Genomic DNA, 20,018 nt, shown 5'->3' on the forward strand with positions numbered 1-20,018 from the left:
GCCGTCGGCTGCGGCGCCTAAGACGCCACCTCGGCGGCCGCTGTTATTGCAGCTCTACGCGGACCTGCATTGGCGCCTTCGTGCCCAGCCACACTTGCTGGGCCTGTTCCTTGATCTGGACGACGCGCTGCGCGACCTCCTCTGCGGTGATGGAGCTGACCGGGTGCGCGATCACGACGGGCTCCAGCGCCTTCATGCCGATGGCCTGACGCGTCAGCTCCGTCTCGCGGGCGAACTCGGTCGTGATGATGACTGCGCTAGGAACGCCCAGCCGCTCCAGCGCGATGGAGTCGCGCACGCAGGCCGAGCAGCAGGAGCCGCAATCGCCGATGGCGGTCAGCACCACGTCGTTCTCGGCCGCGATGCGTTCGATCAGCTCGGGCGCAGCATCCTTGGAGAAGCTGTGCTTGACGTAGTAGTTCACCTCGGCGAACGCGATGTCCTCGCCCAAGGCCGCCGCCGCGCCGCGCAGCAGCTTGTTGGCGTTCCATTTGGAGTTGTCGAGTATGCCCAGCCGCAACCCGGCCAGGTTTTTCTTGCGCGCCGATACCGGCACATCTTCGAAGCGCAGCGCGCCGCGCGGGTCGTACACCGCGATTTTTTCCCCGTTGTTCATCAGCATTTCCAATCTCCTGGTTGTCGTATCCGGATGACGCGTCAGATGGCGCAGGCGCCGCTGGTGCAGTCGCCGCTATCGGCGCTTGCTCCTTCGATCGATCGCAGCACCGGCGTGCTCATATGCCCCCAGCCGGGTATCAGCACGGAAAAGCGGCCGGCCTCGCCGCCCATCACGAACAGATGGATGTGCTCCGGGCTATGCACGATGGGAATGCGGGTGTCGTCGTTGCGCTTGTAGTACTTGGGCAGATTGCGGTTGTAGACCTTGCCGTAGCGGTGGCCATAAGCCAGGTCGATGAAGCGGTTGCCGTGATTGACGTACAGGTAGTTGCGCACGTCGGCGCGCGACCAGCCGTGCTTGCCGATGGTCTGCGCGTGTTCCAGGCCCAGCACCACCGCGATATGGCCGCCCAGCACCGCGCTGTTGGACGCGATGGTGCTCATGGCCGAGCACATGGTGTCGAGGATGCCTTCGGGGTCGTTCGAGATGTGGTTGGTGACGCTGTGCGGGGCTTCGGCAGCCATCGCGAAGACGGTGGAGTCTTCGGCCTTGTAGCCGTGTTCCACGTGATACGGCGCCAGCGGACTTTGCAGTTCGTTTTCGCAGACGCAGTAGGTGTATTTGCCGGGGTGCCCCAGCGTGCTCTTGTCCAGGTCTCCCGGCCAGCCGCCGCCCACGTTGAGCATGATCAGGCGCAGCGCCCGGCCGATGGTGGCGTTGGCGCGATTGCCGGAGCCAAACGCGTTGACGCCGCCGTTCATGCCGATTTCGCGCGCTATCGGCCCGTTCACAACCAGCAGCGGCGCGGCCACGTGCGTGGTGGCTTGCACGCCATTCAGGTTGAAAGCCTGGTCGGTCACGGCCTTTACCGCTGCCAGCACCACCGGAGCGTACTCGGGCTTGCAGCCGGCCATCACCATGTTGATGGCCAGCACTTCGCGCGTCAGCTCGCCCCAACGCGGCGCCACCCGCGCTTCGACGAAGTGGGCATCACCGCCCAGCCGGGCCACGATCTCGTCGATCTTTTCCTGGGTCGGCGGCACGACGGGCAGGCCGTCCGTGAAGCCGCGCTCGTAGTAGTACTCCACCAGGTCCACGCCGGCCGGCACCATGTTTGCCGGCGATGCCTTCGCTTGCAGAACCGCACTCATCAGAATCTCCTCGTGGCTGTCGAATGACGTTACGAGGAGGATAGGAGTCCTTGCTTATTTATAACAAGGACAATCTATTTCGATAAATGATTGCGAAAAATGCATAAATGAATGGGGCGGGCGCGCGCTGCCGCTACACCTTCGGCCAATACGTCCCGAAGCTCCACAGATTGCCTTCCGGATCGCGGCAGGCGAATTCGCGGCTGCCGTAGGCGGTGTCATAAGGCGGGGTTTCGATGGTGGCGCCGCTGGCCTGGACCTGCGCGTGCAGGGCGTCCGGATCGTCCACGGCCAGGTACAGCGCGTCGGTGCGGCGTCCTTGCAGATCGCCGACCAGCTTGCCATGGGCGTCGTCGCGGTCCGGGCCCAGCATCAGGAGGGAGCTGCCGTAGGCCAGTTCCGCATGCTGCACAGTGCCGTCGTCGCGGTAGACGGCATGTTCGGTGAAGCCCACCACGCCGGTAAGCCAGCGGATCATCGCCTCCGCGTCGCGGCAGCGCAGGGTTGGAAACAGGCGGGGCGCCGCCTGTTCGGATGGCATTGAACTCATCATGGGTACTCCCGTGGATAAGCAGGAGCGCCCATGATGAACCCGCAGGCGGCGAGGCGGGTGACGATTTTGTTACGGCGCGCTTGGCTACTCGCCGATGGCGACCAGCTCGGCCCCTTCCGTCACCTGATCGCCCACGCCGTAGAACACTTCCGAGACCTTGCCGTCGGCGGGCGCGGAAATGGTGTGCTCCATCTTCATGGCTTCCATCACCAGCAGCGGCTGGCCCTTTTCCACGGTGTCGCCGGCCTTGACCGAGATCGAGATGATCTTGCCGGGCATGGGAGCCGTGAGGCCGCCGCCGTGTTCGCCCTGCGTGTCCTGCGAATGCGCCAGCGGATCGTACAGGTCCAGCACGTGTACGCCGGCTTCGCCGAAGACGTGGGCGCGGTCGGCGTGCAGCACGACGGTGCCGGCGCTTTCATGGCCGTCCAGCGTGATGCGCAGGCCATAGGCCAGGTTGGGGTTGGCGCTGGCGTGGGCGCGCCACAGGAAGGCTTGCGGACCCGCGCCGGAATCCAGCGTCCAGGCGCCGCCCTGGCGGGCGACGGTGACGCGGCGGGTTTCGCCGTTGTCGACCCATTGCAGATGCCGTTGATAGCGGTTGCCCAGGCGCCAGCCGTCGCGCGCGTCCCAGGGATCGGCAGGGTGCTTGCCGCTGGTGACGCCCGGCTGCGCCAGGCCTTGGCGCACCAGCACGGCGGCGCAGGCCAGGGCCAGCGTGGCAGGACTGGCGGCTTGGAGTTCGGGCAGCAGCGTGGCGCGCTGGCGTTCGATGAGGCCGGTGTCCAGGTCCGCCGCAGCGAAGGCGCTGTCCTGCATCAGGCGGGACAGGAAGGCCACGTTGGTCTGCACGCCCACGGCCTGCGTCTGGGCCAACGCTTGCAGCATGCGGGCGCGGGCCTGGTCGCGGTCGGCGCCGTGCACGATCAGCTTGGCGATCATGGGGTCGTAGAACGGCGTGATGGTGTCGCCCATGCGCACGCCGCCGTCGACCCGGATGTCGCCGTTGGCGAACGCGGTGTGCGCCGGCAGGCCTAGGTAGGCCAGGGTGCCGATGGACGGCAGGAAGCCCTTCTCGGGGTTTTCGGCGTAGATGCGGGCCTCGATGGCGTGGCCCTGGATGCGCAGGTCTTCCTGGCGCGCCGGCAGCGGCTGGCCGGCGGCCACGCGCAACTGCCATTCGACCAGGTCGTGGCCGGTGATCATTTCGGTGACCGGGTGTTCGACCTGCAGGCGCGTGTTCATTTCCATGAAATAGAAACGGCCGTCGGGCTCGGCAATGAACTCCACCGTGCCCGCGCCCACGTAGCCCACGGCGCGCGCGGCGGCCACGGCGGCTTCGCCCATGGCGCGGCGGCGCTCTTCAGTCATGCCGGGGGCCGGGGCTTCCTCGATCACCTTCTGGTGGCGGCGCTGCACCGAGCAATCGCGTTCGAACAGGTAGACGCAGTTGCCGTGCGTGTCGGCGAATACCTGGATTTCAATGTGGCGCGGCTTCTGCAGATAGCGTTCGATCAGCACGCGGTCGTCGCCAAAGCTGGATGCGGCCTCGCGCTGGCAGGAAGCCAATGCGTCGAGGAACGCGCCCGACGATTCGACCACGCGCATGCCCTTGCCGCCGCCGCCGGCGCTGGCCTTGATCAGCACGGGGTAGCCGATGGCGTCGGCCTGGGTCTTGAGGAATTGCGGGTCCTGGTTGTCGCCGTGGTAACCCGGCACCAGCGGCACGCCGGCTTTTTCCATCAGCGACTTGGCGGCGGACTTGCTGCCCATGGCGGCGATGGCGGAGGCCGGCGGTCCGACGAAGGCGATGCCGGCCTTTTCGGCGGCTTCGGCGAAGGCTTCGTTTTCCGACAGGAAACCATAGCCGGGGTGGATGGCGCCCGCGCCGGTATCGCGCGCGGCTTGCAGGATGGCGTCGGCGCGCAGGTAGCTGGCACGCGGCTCCGAGCCGCCGATGTACACGGCCTGGTCGCAGGCGGCGACGTGGCGGGCGTTGGCGTCGGCGTCGGAATACACCGCCACGGTGCGGATGCCCATGCGGCGGGCGGTGGCGGCCACGCGGCAGGCGATTTCACCGCGGTTGGCAATCAGCAAAGTGTCGAACATGGATGTCATCCAGGCTGAAATTATTCTTGGGCTGCAATGGGGTCGGCCATGCCGCCCTACATGCGGAACACGCCGAACTTGGTGTCCTCGATGGGCGCGTTCAAGGCCGCCGACAAGGCCAGCCCCAGCACGCGCCGCGTGTCGGCCGGCGCGATGATGCCGTCGTCCCACAGCCGCGCGGTGGCGTAGTAGGGATGGCCTTCGCGTTCGTACTGTTCGCGGATGGGCGTCTTGAAGGCGGTTTCCTCGTCGGCGGACCATTGGCCGCCGCGAGCCTCGATACCGTCGCGCTTGACCGTGGCCAAGACGCTGGCGGCCTGTTCGCCACCCATGACCGAGATGCGGGCGTTGGGCCACATGAACAGCATGCGCGGCGAATAGGCTCGGCCGCACATGCCGTAGTTGCCGGCGCCGAACGAACCGCCGATCAGCACGGTGAACTTGGGCACGTTGGCGGTGGCCACCGCCGTCACCATCTTGGCGCCGTGGCGGGCGATGCCTTCGTTTTCGTACTTGCGGCCGACCATGAAGCCGGTGATGTTCTGCAGGAACACCAGCGGGATCTTGCGCTGCGCGCACAGTTCGATGAAGTGCGCGCCCTTTTGCGCGGACTCCGAGAACAGGATGCCGTTGTTGGCCACGATGCCTACGGGCATGCCTTGGATGTGTGCGAAGCCGGTGACCAGCGTGGGGCCGAAACGCGCCTTGAACTCGTCGAACTCGGAGCCGTCGACGATGCGCGCGATGACTTCGCGCACGTCATAGGGCTTGCGCGTGTCGGCAGGGATGATGCCGTTCAGTTCGCTCGGGTCGTAGCGCGGCTCGCGTACCGGGATGGTGGCCAGCGGCTGCGGCTTCTTGCGGTTCAGGCGCGCGACGGCGTTGCGTGCCAGTTGCAGCGCGTGCATGTCGTTGGCGGCTAGATGGTCCACCACGCCGGACAGGCGCGTGTGCACGTCGCCGCCGCCCAGGTCTTCGGCGCTGACCTCTTCGCCGGTGGCGGCCTTTACCAGCGGCGGGCCGCCCAGGAAGATGGTGCCCTGGTTCTTGACGATGATGGACTCGTCGCTCATGGCGGGCACGTAGGCGCCGCCGGCGGTGCAGGAGCCCATCACTACGGCGATCTGCGAAATGCCTTGCGCGGACATTTGCGCCTGGTTGTAGAAGATGCGGCCGAAGTGTTCGCGGTCGGGGAATACCTCGTCCTGCTGCGGCAGGTTGGCGCCGCCCGAATCCACCAGGTAGACGCAGGGCAGATGGTTCTGCGCGGCGATTTCCTGCGCGCGCAGATGCTTCTTGACCGTCATCGGGTAGTAGGTGCCGCCCTTGACCGTGGCATCGTTGCAGACGATCACGCATTCAGTGCCGGCCACGCGGCCGATGCCGGTGATGACGCCGGCGCCGGGGGCTTCGCCGCCGTACATGCCGTGCGCCGCCATCGGCGACAGTTCCAGGAACGGCGTGCCCGGATCGATCAGGTGTTCAACGCGGTCGCGCGGCAGCAGCTTGCCGCGCGCCACGTGCTTGGCGCGCGCGGCTTCGCTGCCGCCCAGCGCGGTATGGGCCAGTTGCTGGTCCAGATCATCCAGCTGCGCCTGCATGGCCTGCGCATTGTCGGTGTAGTCCTGCGACCGCGGATTGATGCGGGATTCGATGATGGGCATGGGGTTCCACCCGTCCTGCTTGTTGGAAATTTGAAGGCGCTCGTGGAGCGGTTTGTCTCGCTGCCCGGTGGGCCGGGCATGCTTATAGGCTATCGGTATCGAAGAGGGATTTCGTTGCGCCTTTCCTGCACGGCGCGCGACCGACCCGTCGCGCTACGACGCCATGCAAAAAAGGCGCAGCGGAATCCATCGAAAGCCGGGAGGCCGAAGCCTCCCGGCGTTGCGTCAGATCATTTCAATGGCCATCGCGACGGCTTCGCCGCCGCCGATGCACAGCGTGGCCACGCCGCGCTTGCCGCCGGTCTTGCGCAGCGCGCCGACCAGGGTGGCCATCAGGCGGGCGCCGGAGGCACCGATCGGATGGCCCAGGGCGGTGGCGCCGCCGTGGACGTTGACCTTTTCGTGCGGCAGCTTGAAGTCGGCCATGGCGGCCATGGTGACCACCGCGAAGGCTTCGTTGATTTCGTAGAGGTCCACGTCCTCGGCCTTCCAGCCGGTCTTGGCGAACAGGTTCTTCAGCGCGCCCACGGGGGCGGTGGTGAACCAGTTCGGCTCTTGCGAGTGCTGGCTGTGGGCGACGATGCGGGCCAGCGGCTTGACGCCGAGCTTCTCGGCGGTGGATGCGCGCATCAGCACCATGGCGGCCGCGCCGTCGGAGATCGACGACGAGTTGGCGGCGGTGACAGTGCCGTCCTTCTTGAAGGCGGGCTTGAGGGTCGGGATTTTTTCCGGCATAGCCTTGGTGGGGGCCTCGTCGGTGTCGATCACGGTGTCGCCCTTGCGGCCGGCGACGGTCACGGGGGCGATTTCCCACTTGAAGCTGCCGTCTTCCGACGCGGCGCGGGCGCGGCGCAGCGATTCCAGCGAGAACGCGTCCTGCTGTTCGCGGGTGAAGGAGTATTTGGAGGCGCAGTCCTCGGCGAACACGCCCATGGCCTTGCCCTTGTCGTAGGCGTCTTCCAGGCCGTCCAGCGCCATGTGGTCATACACGGTGTTGTGACCGTAACGGTAGCCCTGGCGGCCCTTGAGCAGCAGGTAGGGAGCATTGCTCATGCTTTCCTGGCCGCCGGCGACGACGATATTGGCGCTGCCCGCGGCCAGCAGGTCATGGCCGAACATGGCGGCCTTCAGGCCCGACCCGCACACCTTGTGGATGGTGGTGCAAGCCACGCCCAGCGGCAGGCCCGCGCCCAGCGCGGCCTGGCGCGCCGGGGCCTGGCCCTGGCCGGCTTGCAGCACGTTGCCCATGATGACTTCTTCGACTTGCTCGGGCTTGATGCCGGCGCGTTCGACGGCGGCCTTGATGGCGATCGAGCCCAGCTCGTGCGCGGCCAGGCCGGACAAGGCGCCCAGCATGCCGCCCATGGGCGTGCGGGCAACGGAAACGATGACGATGGGATCTGACATGGCTAGCTCCTGTGAGGGTCGGGACAGCTCTGGGGTTACGAGGCCGCGTGGTCGCCTGGAGGGCATTCCGGACGCAGGCGTCTGTCCGTATCGTAAGGGAAAAATTCTTCAATCCGGCCTTGCGCCACATGGGTGCGGCAGGCCTGCCACCAGTCCGGTTCCAGCAGCTCGGCATGGTGACGCATGAAGGCGCCGCGCACGCGCGGGTCGCCTAGCAGGAAGCGTCCGAATTCTTCGGGGAAGACGTCATTCGGACCAATGGCGTACCAGGGCTCGGAAGCCAGTTCCGCCTCTTCGTTGGGAGCGGGCGGAATGCGCCGGAAATTCATTTCGGTCATGCGCTGGATTTCGTCGTAATCGTAGAAAACGACGCGGCCCAGGCGCGTGACGCCGAAGTTCTTGTAGAGCATGTCCCCGGGGAAGATATTCGCCGCGGCCAGCTGCCGGATGGCGTCCCCGTATTCGCGCACGGCCGGGTCCAGCAGCGCGTCCGAAGCCTGGCGCAGATAGATGTTCAAGGGTGTCATGCGCCGTTCGATGTAGACATGGCGGATGACCACCGTGTCGCCGGTTTCCTCTATCAGGCTGGGTACCAGCCGGCGCAGTTCTTCCAGCAGCGCCGGCGCGAAGCGCGCGCGCGGCAGCGCCACCTGCGAGTATTCCCAGGTGTCGGCCATGCGGCCGACGCGGTCGTGCAGCTTCACCATCTGGTACTTGCGGCGCACGGTGGCATGGTCCATGCCGTCCTTGTCGATGCGGTCCTTGATGAGTTTGAACACGTAGGGATAGGACGGCAGCGTGAACACGCACATCACCATGCCCTTGATGCCGGGCGCGATGTCGAAGGCATCGCGCGAATGGGCCAAGTGATGCAGGAAGTCGCGGTAGAACAGCGTCTTGCCCTGCTTCTGCAGGCCGATCATGGTGTAGAGCTCGGCCTTGGGCTTGCGCGGCAGCAGGCTGGACAGGAAGTTCACCACCGCGGCCGGCGTTTCCATGTCCACCAGGAAGTAGGCGCGGGTGAAGCTGAACAGCGTGCTCAGGTCGTCGGCGCCCAAGAGCAGCGCGTCCAGCACGACCTGGCCCGCCGGGTTGCGCATCAGCGCCACGGCGAAGGGATATACCGTGCCCTGGTTGATCAGGCGGCCGACGATGTAGGCGCCCTTGTTGCGGAAGAACAGCGAGCCCAGCGCGTGGATCTGGCAGTCGCTGGCGATGCGGCGGCCGACGTGGCGCGGCAGTGTCGCGCGCAGTTGCTTGACCGCGGCGCGCGCTAGCAGCCGCGTGTCGCGCGGCAGGTCTTCAAAGGGCAGCGCCAGACCGAAGTCCGCCACCATGCGGATCAGGCTTTTCTCTAACCCGTCCGTGGCCGGGTAGTAGACCCGGTACGAGGGGATGCTGCTGTCCAGGTAATCGGTGGCGATGGCCGGGCGGACGAACAGGAAGGCGTTGTGGAAATAGTCACGGTGCAGGATGCGGCAGGAGACCGAGTTGAAGAAGGTCTCGGCGCATTCGGGCTGGCGGTGCTCGCCCAGCAGTCCGACGAACTCCTGCTTGATCTGCTGCCAGAACGCGGTTTGCTCGTCGCTCAGGGTGGGGGCTGCGCTGCCATTGGCGCCTACCGCGCCTTCCGGGCGGCCGCGCAGCACGCCTTCCAGCTGGGTGGCGCATTCGCGCACCCGCATGTCGTAGTACTCGATGCGCTCGCGCGACAGGCGCTGGATGCCGTGCCAGTCGCCGGATTCGAACAGCGCCTTGGCGCGCTGGGCGCTGTAGCGGAACAGCGCGTAGTGGCGGTCGAAGCCCGCCAGGATCAGCCGCGCGACGTCCAGCGGCGAAGGACCCGGCGCGGGCGCCTGTTCGATGTGCTGGACGTCGGACATGCGGATCATGGAGGCGCGCTCAGGCGGTTTCGTTGAACAGTTCGCGGCCGATCAGCATGCGGCGGATTTCGCTGGTGCCGGCGCCGATCTCGTACAGCTTGGCGTCGCGCCACAGGCGGCCCACCGGGTATTCGTTGATGTAGCCGTTGCCGCCCAGGATCTGCACGCCCTCGCCCGCCATCCAGGTGGCTTTTTCGGCGGTGTACAGGATCAGCGCGGCGCAGTCCTTGCGTACCTGGCGCACGTGCTCGGCGCCCAGGCGGTCCAGGTTCTTGCCGACCTGGTAGCAGAAGGCGCGGCTGGCCTGCAACGTGGTGTACAGATCGGCGACCTTGCCCTGGATGAGTTGGAATTCGCCGATGGCCTGGCCGAACTGCTTGCGGTCATGGATATAGGGGACGACCACGTCCATCACGGCCTGCATGATGCCCACCGGGCCGCCGGACAGCACCGCGCGTTCGTAGTCCAGGCCGCTCATCAGCACCTTGACGCCGCCGTTGACCTGGCCCAGCACGTTCTCTTCGGGAATTTCGCAGTCCTGGAACACCAGTTCGCCGGTGTGGCTGCCGCGCATGCCCAGCTTGTCCAGTTTCTGCGCCACGGAAAAGCCCTTGAAACCCTTTTCGACCAGGAAGGCGGTGATGCCGCGCTGGTGGGCTTCGGGGTCGGTCTTGGCGTAGACCACCAGGGTGTCGGCGTCGGGGCCGTTGGTGATCCACATCTTGGTGCCGTTCAGCACGTAGCGGTCGCCCTTCTTGTCGGCGCGCAGCTTCATGCTGACCACGTCGGAACCGGCGCCCGGCTCGCTCATGGCCAGCGCGCCCACGTGTTCGCCGGAAATCAGCTTGGGCAGGTACTTGGCCTTCTGGGCCGCAGTGCCGTTGCGGTTGATCTGGTTCACGCACAAATTGGAGTGCGCGCCGTAGGACAGGCCGACCGAGGCGCTGGCGCGGGAGATTTCCTCCATCACGATCATGTGGGCCAGATAGCCCATTTTTGCGCCGCCGTATTCCTCATCGGCCGTCATGCCCAGCACGCCGAGCTCGCCGAATTTGCGCCAGAGGTCCATGGGGAACTGGTCGCTGCGGTCCACTTCTGCGGCGCGCGGCGCGATCTCGGCCTGCGCGAAATTGCGCACCGCGTCGCGCAGCATGTCCAGATCTTCGCCCAGGTCGAAGTTCAGGCCGGGAAGGTTCATCGCTGTCTCCGTGATAGTAGGTACTTACTATTTTGTGGGCGCCTGGCTCCGGCGCCGGATTGCCGCGCGTGGCTCATGATGCGCCGATCGGCCATCGCTAGGCAATGATGCACCGCAAATATTACGTTTACGTAAACGTAAATTGGAGTCGGGTTATCCCTAGGTAATTGCGTGTTACCGGGGGAGCGGCCCTGGGTAAGATTCCAGCCGATCCTTGAATCCTGAATTATTGCGATGGAGTTTGCCGTGCTCGAACTGACCAATCTGGACGAAATTGTGGCGCTGCGGCGTGACATCCACATGCATCCGGAGCTTTGCTACGAAGAGCACCGCACGGCCAAGGTGGTGGCGGACACGCTGCGCGGCTGGGGCATCGAGACCCACACCGGCATCGCCAAGACCGGGGTGGTCGGCGTGATCAAGCGCGGCGCGTCGGATCGCGCCATCATGCTGCGCGCCGACATGGATGCGCTGCCCATGCAGGAAGAGAACCAGTTCGACCATCGTTCGCGCCATGACGGCAAGATGCACGGCTGCGGCCACGACGGCCACACCGCCATGCTGCTGGCCGCCGCGCGCCACCTGCAGGCCGAAGGCGGCTTCGACGGCACCGTTTACCTGTGCTTCCAGCCGGCCGAGGAAGGCGGTGCTGGCGGCCGCGCCATGATCCAGGACGGCCTGTTCGAACGCTTCCCCTGCGAAGCCGTGTTTGGCCTGCACAACTGGCCGGGGCTGCCCGCCGGATCCATCGGCGTCTGTGCCGGTCCGATGATGGCGGCCGCCAACGGCTTCAAGATCACCGTCCGCGGCAAGGGCGGCCATGCCGCCGCGCCGCAGGATTGCAGCGATCCGGTGCCCGCGCTGTTCGCCATCGGCCAGTCCCTGCAGACCATTCTTACGCGCAGCAAGCGTCCGCTGGACGCCGCCGTGCTGTCGATCACCCAGGTGCAGGCCGGCGGCAGCGTGATCAACGTCATTCCCAATAGCGCCTGGCTGGGCGGCTCGGTGCGGGCCTACAGCACCGACGTGGTCGACCTGATCGAACGCCGCATGAACGAGATCGCCGGCAACATCGCGGCCGCGCACGGCTGCGAGGCCGACGTGTTCTTCGAGCGCCGCTACCCGGCGCTGGTGAACACCGTGGCCGAGACCGAGTTCTGCATGGAAGTCATGCGCGAGGTGGTGGGCCAGGACAAGGCATTGGTGATCGAGCCGGCCATGGCTTCCGAGGATTTTGCCTTCCTGCTGCAGGAAAAGCCTGGCTGCTACGTGTTCCTGGGCAACGGCGACGGCGAGCACCGCATGGTGGGCCATGGCCTGGGGCCCTGCATGCTGCACAACGCCAGCTATGACTTCAACGATTCCCTGATTCCGGCTGGCGCGTCGTACTGGGTACGCTTGGCGCAACGCTATCTGGCCTGATGTGCTTCATGCTTTTCGTTTTATCTGACGCAGTGCCACGCAACATTACTAGGACGATATGAAAAAGAAGACATTGCTGATCAAGGCCGCGGGGGCGGCCTTGGCAATCATGGCCAGCGGCGCGATGGCGCAGAACTGGCCGGCCAAGCCCGTCACGCTGGTGGTGCCCTACACCGCCGGCGGCAGCGCCGACGCGATCGGACGCCGCCTGGGCGACGTGCTGCGCAAGGAAAGCAACGTAACCGTGATCGTCGAGAACAAGCCGGGCGCGGGCGCGTCCGTGGGCACCGACTTCGTGGCGCGCGCGCAGCCGGACGGCACTACCCTGCTGCTGGCCTCCACCAGCCCGCTGACGATCTTCCCGCATTTGGCCAAGACCAACTACGACCCGATGAAGGACCTGACGCCGGTGGCCAGCGTGGCCGTGGCGCCCGTCGCCATTGTCGCCACCAAGGCGCTGCCGGTGAAGGACTTCGCCGGCCTGATCGACTATGCCAAGTCGCACCCGGACGGCGTGCGCTACGGCACGCCGGGCCAGGGCACCGTGGCCCACATCGGCATGTCGGCCGTCACGGCCCAGACCGGCACCAAGATGTTGCACGTGCCCTACCGCGGCAACAGCCAGGCGCTGACCGACGGCCTGGGCGGCGTGGTCGAACTGCTGGTGGTCAACAGCGATGTGGTGCTGCCGCACGTTGCCAACGGCGCGCTCAAGCCCCTGGCCGTGATGGCGCCCGAACGCCTGGCCGCCTGGCCGGACGTGCCCACCATGGCCGAACTGAAGATGCCGCAGGCGCAGTACTACTCGAACTTCGGCGTGTTCGCGCCCGCCAATCTGCCGGCCACGGTTGCGCAGCAGCTACAGGCCGCCTTGGCCAAGGCCGTCGCCAGCGCCGAGTTCCAGGACTTGCTGGCCAAGTCCTACCTGCAGCCGGGCACGGCCGTGGGTGACGCGTTCGCCAAGCAGGTGCAAGCGGAATTCGCGAACAATGCGCGGGTCATCAAGGAAGGCAATATCAAGGCTGAGTAAGCCTTGTCCAACAAGAAACGCGCGACCCTCTGGGGTACGCGCGTTTTTTTTAGCCGTCCCAAGGCCGCGGCGTTTCGCGGCGCCTTTCTTGGACGCGCCGCGGCCTACGCGCTGCGCGGTCCGAACATGATGACCAGCATGCCAGCCAGGCACAGGCCCACGCCCAGCCAGTCGCTCGTGCTGGGGCGCACGCCGTCCACGGCCCACAGCCACAGCAGCGCCATGCCGATGTACACGCCGCCATACGCCGCATAGACGCGGCCCGAAGCCGTGGGGTGCAGCGTCAGCAGCCAGGCAAACAGCGCCAGGCTGGCCGCCGCGGGCGCGAGCAGCCAGATGGAGTGGCCCTTGCGCAGCCACAGGTAAGGAAGATAGCAGCCGATGATCTCGGCCAGCGCCGTCAGGATGAACAGCGCAAGGGTTTGCAAAGCGCCCACGCCCACGTTCCTAGGGCTTCTGCGCGAGCAGATCGCGGCATTGCTGTTCCTGCTGCGAAATTTCGTGCAGGGTATCCTCGATGTCGCGGCGCTGCTGTTCCAGGGTGCTGCGGTGCTGTTCCAGTACGCTCAAGTATTGGCGCAGCTGGACCTCGGTGTCGCCCGGCCCGTCATACATGTCGATCAGGGTCAGGATCTCGGACAATTGCAGGCCCAGGCGCTTGCCGCGCAGGGCCAGCTTCAGGCGCGTGCGGTCGCGCGGCCCGAAGATGCGGTTGCGCCCTTCGCGCGCCGGGCTGACGATCCCCTGGTCTTCATAGAAGCGGATCGTGCGGGGCGTGACGTCGAACTCGCGGGAGAGCTCTGAGATAGTCCAGGTTGACGGGGACATGCGAGATATGGCAGTTTACGTAAACGTAAATTATGATGACTTGACCCGATCGTCAAGCGTGGAGGAGAGGCAATGAACCCGAACGAACAGAAACTGCAATATCCCTGGACTGATTTCCAGCCCGAACCCGGCCGTTCGCACGTGGTGGCGGAAGGGGTCAAATGGATCAGGATGCCTCTGCCGTTCGCGCTGGATCATATCAACCTCTGGCTGCTGCGCGACAACATCGACGGCCGCGACGGCTGGACCATCGTCGACTGCGGCATCACGCGAGATGAAGTGAAGACGTTGTGGGAACGCGTGTTCGAGACCGAACTGGAAGGCCTGCCGGTGCTGCGCGTCATCGTCACCCACATGCACCCCGACCACATCGGCCTGGCGCACTGGCTGTGCGAACGCTGGAGTGCTCCTTTGTGGATGACGATGACGGACTTCGTGGTGGCCTCGCTGTGGTCCTCGCGCCGCGGCGACGCGGGCGGCGGCCCGGGCGGCCAATCGGCGGTGGACCACTTCGCCCGCCACGGCCTGACCGACCTGGACGCGCAAGAGCAGATTCGGCAGCGCGCCAACTACTACCCCAATCTGGTGCCGGCCGTGCCCGCGCGCTATACCCGCATCATGCACGGCGATGACGTGCGCATCGGCGGGCGCGATTGGCGCGTGATCGTGGGCTATGGGCATGCGCCTGAGCACGCTTCGCTGTTTTCACCGGATCTCGGCGTGCTGATCTCGGGCGACATGGTGCTACCGCGCATTTCCACCAACGTCAGCGTGTTCGACTACGAGCCCGACGCCAATCCCCTGCCCCTGTACCTGCGTTCGCTGGATGGTTACGCCGACTTGCCCAGGGACACCTTGGTGCTGCCCTCGCACGGCCGGCCCTTCAAGGGCCTGCATGAGCGCATCGCGCAACAGCATGAACACCATCGCGACCGCCTGGCGGAAGTGCTGGAAGCTTGTGCCATCCAGCCGCAATCGACCACGGATATCGTGCCGGTGCTGTTCAAGCGCAAGCTGGACCTGCACCAGCTGACCTTCGCCATGGGCGAGGCGCTGGCGCACCTGCATGCGCTGTATTTCGAAGGCAAGCTCAAGCGCGCGCTGGGCGCGGACGGCATCGTGCGGTTCTCGGCCGTCTGAGCGTGGCAGGCAGAAAGGCGGCGCGCATGGGCCGCCGCGCCGCCTAACGCGTGGCCGTAGCCAACCGCACGGCCAGCCCGATGAACACCAACGCGGCAATCCGGTTCAGCCAGCGCTTGGCGGTCACCGAGCGCTGCAGCAGTTCACCGAACGCGCCCGAGAAGAACGCAATGGCGCCGAACACCAGCAGCGTGACGACCATGAAGACCGCGCCCAACTGCATGGTCTGCAAACCCACGGGACCCAGCGCCGGCGAGGTGAACTGCGGCAGGAAGGCGAAGAAGAACAGCAGCACCTTGGGGTTGGTCAGGTTCATCACGATGCCGCGGCGGTACAGCGCACCGGGCCGCATGGGTTCGGGCCGCTTGCCGGCTTCGGATTCGACCGGCGCGCGCAGGATCTGCCACGCCAGATAGGCCAGGTAGGCGGCGCCCGCCAGCTTGAGCACGGTGAAGGCCATGGGCGAGGCCGCAAACACGGCTGCCAGTCCCACGGCCACGGCGGCTGTATGCCCCAGCAGCCCCGTGCACAGCCCCAGCACCACGAACATGCCGGCCTTGCGGCCCCAGATGGCGGACTGCATCAGCACGAACAGATTGTCCGGCCCCGGAGTCAGGGCCAGCAGGACGGCAATGCCGAAGAATGCGATCAGGGTGTCGATGGGCAGCATGAGTGGTCGCCTGGAACGGTTCGGCCGGCTCTAGGCGGCCGGAAGTGGCATCATAAAGGCAAAGACGTGCCCATCATGCATGCCCCATGCGTCCCTTGCGGGACCAGCCGGGCCGACCAGGAGAGACAACCGCCATGCCCCCCACCGCCATGCCGCAATCCCCGGAACCCTTGCAGGGCGCCGATGCGCGCCCCGACGCCTCGCTCGAGGCGTGGCTGCAGGCCCGCCACAGCTGCCGCGCATTCCTGCCCGAGCCGGTGGCGCGCGGCACCATCGAACGCGTCCTGGCCCTGGCGCAGCGCACCGCCTCCTGGTGCAATTGTCAGCCCTGGCAGGTGACGATCACCGAAGGCGCGGGCACGGACCGCCTGCGCGGCGCGCTGCAACGCCGCGCGGAACAGTCTGGCTTCACGCCGGATTTTCCGTTTCCGCGCGAATACCAGGGCGAGTACCTGGCCCGACGGCGCGAATCAGGCTTCCAGCTGTATGGCGCGGTCGGCGTGGCGCGCGGCGACCGCGAGGCCTACCGCCGCCAGGAAATGCGCAATTTCCAACTGTTCGACGCGCCGCACGTGGCCATCGTCACCACCGACGAGGCGCTGGGCGAATATGGCGCAATGGATTGCGGCGGCTATGTGGCCAATTTCCTGCTGGCAGCCCAGGCCAACGGCGTGGCCACGGTAGCCCAGGCATCCCTGGCCATGTACCCGGAAGTGCTGCGCGAGGAACTCGGCATCGCCGCGGACCGGCGCGTGGTCTGCGGCATTTCCTTCGGCTATGCGGATACGGCGCACCCCGCCAACAGCTACCGCACCAGCCGCGCCTCGCAGTCCGAAACCGTCACCTGGATCGGCGGATAGGGACAGGCCGCGCCTGGCCTGATATGGTTCATCCTGATCGCCTTTATTCCGCCCCTGTCCATACGCAAGCAGTCCACTGAAGATGCCCACCAAACACATCGATACGCTTCTGCAGCACGCAGGCACCGCCCCGTTCAACCCCGAAACCGGCACGGCGCCGGTGCCCCTGCCGCCGATGCGCGCCAGCACGGTGCGCTTCGAGAACCTCGCCGCGCTTGAAAAGGCTCAGCGCAGCAAGGCGGCAGGCGGCCGCGCCTCCACCTACGGACGCATGGGTATGGACACGCATGCGGCGCTGGAAGAGGTCTTCACCCAGCTCGAAGGCGGCACGCACTGCTACCTGGCGTCCTCGGGCCTGTCGGCCATGACCATGGTCATGATGGCGCTGTGCTCGGCCGGCGACCACGCGCTGATCTCGGATTGCGTCTATGGCCCGATGCGCGAGCTGGACGACGCGGTGCTCAAGCGTATGAACATCGAGATCACGTACTTCGCGGCCGGCGAGGACCTGGAAGAGTTGGTGCGTCCGACCACCAAGCTGTTGTACGTGGAGTCGCCCGGATCCCTGCTGTTCGAGATGCTGGACATGGGCGCCATGGCCGCCTTCGCGCAGCGTCGTGGCCTGGTGCTGGCCACCGACAATACCTGGGGCTCGGGCTACATCTACCGCCCGCTGACGCTGGGCGCGCAGGTGTCCGTCATTGCAGGCACCAAGTACGTGGGCGGACACTCCGACCTGATGCTGGGCGCCGTCGTCACCAATGACGAAGAGATCGCCCGCAAGCTCAACCGCACGCAGTACGCCATGGGTTATTCCATCAGCGCGGATGACGCCTGGCTGGCCCTGCGCGGCGTGCGCACCATGCCCATCCGCATGGCGCAGCATGCGCGCCACGCCTTGCAGGTGTGCGAATTCTTCAAGAGCCGTTCCGAGACGGTGCGCTTGTTCCACCCGGCCTGGCCGCAGGATCCCGGCCACGCGTTGTGGCAGCGCGATTGCACCGGCTCCAACGGCATGCTGTCCGTCGAACTGCGCCTGTCGCCGGCGGCGGCGCGCGTGTTCGTGGATTCGTTGACGCTGTTCGGCATCGGCTTTTCCTGGGGCGGCTACGAAAGCCTGGTGCAGCTGGTGTCGGGCAAGGACCTGTCCAAGCACCGCTATTGGGGCGAAGGCGACAACGCCCTGGTGCGCCTGCACATCGGCCTGGAATCGCCGGACGACATCATCGCCGACCTGACCCAGGCGCTGGAAAAGGCCGCGGCCGTCCAGGGCTGAGCTGCGCGAGGCGAGGCCGCCTCAGGCGGCCGTGCCGCGTATCCAGACGCCGATGCGCGCGGCGATGTCGTCGCTGTTGTCGTCCATCATGGGCATGTGCGAATTGCCGGCAATGCCCATGTCGGCCAGGCGCCAGGTCTGCACGCGGGCGCCCTGGCGCGCCAGCTCATCGGCATAGGCCTGTCCGGTGATGCACAGCTTTTCCCACAGCGGCGTGGCGTCCAGGTAGTCGCCATAGACGAACAGGAATGGCTTGTCCGCCACGGCCTGGGCCGCAACCTCGGGCGAGAAGCCCGAGGGTTCGATGCCGATGACGCCGCGCACCAGATCCGGCCGCGCATGCAGCGCGCGGTAGGCGACCTCGCCGCCATGGCTGTGCGCCATTACCAGGCACGGCCCGATGCGGTCCAGCACCGCGCAGAACCCCCTCAACGCCGCATCGTTATTGCCCAGCCAGCGCGGCACTGCATGGCGGATGAAGTCGTCGAACACGGCGACCGGAAAGCGCTGGCCCTCGAAAGCGCGCCGCGCCGCGTAGTCCTCGGCGCGCCCGAAGCGGAACAGCGTCCAGCTCTCTTCGGCATTGCGGATGATGGGCGGCTCGGGCCAGACTTCCTTGAACGGCGCCCAGCCCGCACGGCCGCGCTCGACGTTGTCCACGACATAGACCGCGTGGCCCTGGCGCAGGAAATGCTGCATCCAGCCCGGCCTTCCATCCGGCGTCTGTTCCCACATCGCGCCCGTCATGCCGCCGCCATGCAACAGCACGATGGGCAGCGGATGCGCGAGCCGCGCCGGGATGAAGTACTGCACGTAGGCCTGCTCGAAGTGGTACAGGCCGTTGGGGTCGTAGGCCAGCGACGCGCTCTGCGTGAACGCGATGTCGCGCTGTGGCTGGCCGTCGATGCGTACCTGCCGGCCACCCGCGTAAAAGCTGCCGAAGTCGGACAGGGTCACTGCCGCCGGGCTAACCGCTTGCGTCATGGTTTGACCAGCGGGCATTGGCTTTCCGACAAGGGCCAGGCCAGCGTGGCGCCGGGGATGTTGCGCACGATGTTGTAGTAGTCCCAGGGCGCCTTGGACTGCGCCGGCGTCTTGACCTGCGCCAGCATCATGTCGCGTACCACCAGGCCGTCCTCGCGGATACGCGCATTCAGGCTGAAGGGATCGTCGATGGGCAGCGATTTCATCTTGGCCATGACGGCATCGGCGTCCACCGTGCCGGCGGCCTTCACGGCTTGCAGGTAATGGCGCACCGATCCGTAGACGCCGGCCTGCAGGAAGGTGGGCGGACGCCCCACGCGGGCCTCGAACTTCTTGGCGAAGGCGCGCGTGCCGTCGTTCATGTCCCAGTAGGACGGAACCGTCAGATAGGTTTTCTGCGCGGCCTGCAGGCCCAGGCTGTGCACGTCCGTGATCAGCAGCAGCATGGCGGCCAGCTGCTGCGCGCCGCCGATGCCGAATTCCGCCGCCTGCTTGATGGCCGAGATGGTGTCGCCGCCCGCGTTGGCGATGGCGATGATCTGTGCCTTGGAGGCTTGCGCCTGCAACAGGAAGGACGCGAAATCCGAGGCGTTCAGCGGGTGGTAGACGGTGCCGACGACCTCGCCGCCGTTGGCCTTGACCACGGTTTCGGTGTCCGCCGCCAGCTGCTTGCCAAAGGCGTAGTCGGACGCCAGGATGAACCAGCGTTTGTTGCCTTCGTTGACCACCGCGGTCGCCGTCCCGCGCGAGAGCGCGTAGGTGGTGTAGGTCCATTGCACGCCGTAGGGCGAGCATTGTGCCTGGGTCAACGCGGTGGTGCCGGGGCTGGAGAACAGCACCAGCTTTTTCTTGTCGCGCGCGATGCCCTGCACCGCCAGCGCCACCGAGGAATTGGGCACGTCCACGATCACGTCCACGCCATCGGTGTCGTACCACTTGCGCGCCATGCTGCTGCCGATGTCGGGCCGATGCTGGTGGTCGCCCGATACCAGCGAAATGGGCTTGCCCAGCAGGGTGCCGCCCATTTCCTCGATGGCCAGGCGGGCGGCTTCGACCGAGCCCTTGCCGGTGGCGTCGGCGGTGACGCCCGCCATGTCCGTGAGTACGCCGATCTTCACGCCATCGGCTTCATTGGCCTGGGCCAGGCTGGCGGCCAGCGCCAGGCACAGGCCCAGCATCGCGCGGCTGCGCGGGAATCGCTGCTTCATTTGTCTTCCACCCGTT

The 20,018-nt window shown here is 66.3% G+C and carries 18 protein-coding genes; 5 read left to right on the top strand and 13 right to left on the bottom strand.

Features of this window, described 5'->3' with window-relative positions:
• Window positions 1-43: 43 nt before the first annotated feature.
• The 8 genes from AC3WOB_RS17685 to AC3WOB_RS17720 form a co-directional block, all read right to left on the bottom strand.
• Entirely contained in the window at window positions 44-622 is a 579-nt protein-coding gene (locus AC3WOB_RS17685; protein ID WP_492275749.1) for a UGSC family (seleno)protein, read from the bottom strand.
• Between the two features lie 35 nt (window positions 623-657).
• Window positions 658-1,770: a hypothetical protein gene (locus AC3WOB_RS17690; protein WP_492275750.1), complete on the bottom strand. Its 1,113-nt coding sequence runs from the start codon at window positions 1,768-1,770 to the stop codon at window positions 658-660.
• Window positions 1,771-1,903: 133 nt separating this feature from the next.
• Window positions 1,904-2,323, bottom strand: coding sequence for a VOC family protein (locus tag AC3WOB_RS17695; protein WP_013390874.1), 420 nt, complete (start codon window positions 2,321-2,323; stop codon window positions 1,904-1,906).
• Between the two features lie 84 nt (window positions 2,324-2,407).
• Window positions 2,408-4,432 carry an acetyl/propionyl/methylcrotonyl-CoA carboxylase subunit alpha gene (locus AC3WOB_RS17700; RefSeq protein WP_492275751.1) on the bottom strand — a complete coding sequence of 675 codons (2,025 nt, stop codon included), beginning with the start codon at window positions 4,430-4,432 and terminating at the stop codon, window positions 2,408-2,410.
• Between the two features lie 56 nt (window positions 4,433-4,488).
• On the bottom strand, window positions 4,489-6,096 hold the full coding sequence (locus AC3WOB_RS17705) for a carboxyl transferase domain-containing protein (RefSeq protein WP_013390876.1): 1,608 nt from the start codon (window positions 6,094-6,096) through the stop codon (window positions 4,489-4,491).
• Between the two features lie 225 nt (window positions 6,097-6,321).
• On the bottom strand, window positions 6,322-7,503 hold the full coding sequence (locus AC3WOB_RS17710; protein ID WP_492275752.1) for an acetyl-CoA C-acetyltransferase: 1,182 nt from the start codon (window positions 7,501-7,503) through the stop codon (window positions 6,322-6,324).
• 35 nt (window positions 7,504-7,538) lie between these two features.
• Window positions 7,539-9,395, bottom strand: coding sequence for a bifunctional isocitrate dehydrogenase kinase/phosphatase (gene aceK, locus AC3WOB_RS17715; RefSeq protein ID WP_492275753.1), 1,857 nt, complete (start codon window positions 9,393-9,395; stop codon window positions 7,539-7,541).
• Between the two features lie 10 nt (window positions 9,396-9,405).
• Window positions 9,406-10,584 (bottom strand): isovaleryl-CoA dehydrogenase, encoded by a 1,179-nt coding sequence (locus AC3WOB_RS17720; RefSeq protein ID WP_207473911.1) that lies wholly within the window; start codon window positions 10,582-10,584, stop codon window positions 9,406-9,408.
• Window positions 10,585-10,830: 246 nt separating this feature from the next.
• On the opposite strand from AC3WOB_RS17720, the gene AC3WOB_RS17725 reads away from it, so the two are divergent.
• Complete coding sequence (locus AC3WOB_RS17725; RefSeq protein ID WP_492275754.1) at window positions 10,831-12,006, top strand: M20 aminoacylase family protein; 1,176 nt, start codon at window positions 10,831-10,833, stop codon at window positions 12,004-12,006.
• 58 nt (window positions 12,007-12,064) lie between these two features.
• Window positions 12,065-13,036 carry a Bug family tripartite tricarboxylate transporter substrate binding protein gene (locus AC3WOB_RS17730; protein ID WP_492275755.1) on the top strand — a complete coding sequence of 324 codons (972 nt, stop codon included), beginning with the start codon at window positions 12,065-12,067 and terminating at the stop codon, window positions 13,034-13,036.
• 104 nt (window positions 13,037-13,140) lie between these two features.
• Here the strand turns inward: AC3WOB_RS17730 and AC3WOB_RS17735 are convergent, their stop codons facing one another.
• The gene (locus AC3WOB_RS17735) at window positions 13,141-13,473 is read right to left on the bottom strand and encodes a YnfA family protein (RefSeq protein WP_013390882.1); all 333 of its coding nucleotides are present in this window, start codon (window positions 13,471-13,473) and stop codon (window positions 13,141-13,143) included.
• A gap of 10 nt (window positions 13,474-13,483) precedes the next feature.
• The gene (locus tag AC3WOB_RS17740) at window positions 13,484-13,864 is read right to left on the bottom strand and encodes a MerR family transcriptional regulator (protein WP_013390883.1); all 381 of its coding nucleotides are present in this window, start codon (window positions 13,862-13,864) and stop codon (window positions 13,484-13,486) included.
• A 72-nt stretch (window positions 13,865-13,936) separates the two neighbouring features.
• Between AC3WOB_RS17740 and AC3WOB_RS17745 the strand changes: the two genes are divergently transcribed.
• Window positions 13,937-15,004, top strand: coding sequence for an MBL fold metallo-hydrolase (locus AC3WOB_RS17745; RefSeq protein WP_013390884.1), 1,068 nt, complete (start codon window positions 13,937-13,939; stop codon window positions 15,002-15,004).
• Window positions 15,005-15,047: 43 nt separating this feature from the next.
• Here the strand turns inward: AC3WOB_RS17745 and AC3WOB_RS17750 are convergent, their stop codons facing one another.
• Window positions 15,048-15,674, bottom strand: a complete 627-nt coding sequence (locus tag AC3WOB_RS17750) for a LysE family translocator (protein ID WP_013390885.1) — start codon at window positions 15,672-15,674, stop codon at window positions 15,048-15,050.
• 134 nt (window positions 15,675-15,808) lie between these two features.
• On the opposite strand from AC3WOB_RS17750, the gene AC3WOB_RS17755 reads away from it, so the two are divergent.
• The gene (locus AC3WOB_RS17755) at window positions 15,809-16,534 is read left to right on the top strand and encodes a nitroreductase (RefSeq protein WP_492275756.1); all 726 of its coding nucleotides are present in this window, start codon (window positions 15,809-15,811) and stop codon (window positions 16,532-16,534) included.
• Between the two features lie 82 nt (window positions 16,535-16,616).
• The gene (locus AC3WOB_RS17760; RefSeq protein ID WP_013390887.1) at window positions 16,617-17,810 is read left to right on the top strand and encodes a trans-sulfuration enzyme family protein; all 1,194 of its coding nucleotides are present in this window, start codon (window positions 16,617-16,619) and stop codon (window positions 17,808-17,810) included.
• Between the two features lie 21 nt (window positions 17,811-17,831).
• On the opposite strand, the gene AC3WOB_RS17765 is transcribed toward AC3WOB_RS17760, so the two are convergent.
• Together AC3WOB_RS17765 and AC3WOB_RS17770 are read right to left on the bottom strand one after the other, a co-directional pair.
• Window positions 17,832-18,812, bottom strand: coding sequence for an alpha/beta hydrolase (locus AC3WOB_RS17765; RefSeq protein WP_041652053.1), 981 nt, complete (start codon window positions 18,810-18,812; stop codon window positions 17,832-17,834).
• A complete protein-coding gene (locus AC3WOB_RS17770) occupies window positions 18,791-20,002 on the bottom strand; it encodes an ABC transporter substrate-binding protein (RefSeq protein ID WP_013390889.1) in 1,212 nt (403 codons plus the stop codon). Before AC3WOB_RS17770 ends, AC3WOB_RS17765 begins: the two co-directional genes overlap by 22 nt.
• Window positions 20,003-20,018 lie beyond the last annotated feature (16 nt).

It is taken from the genome of Achromobacter sp. FW305-C-30-7, from assembly GCF_058783105.1.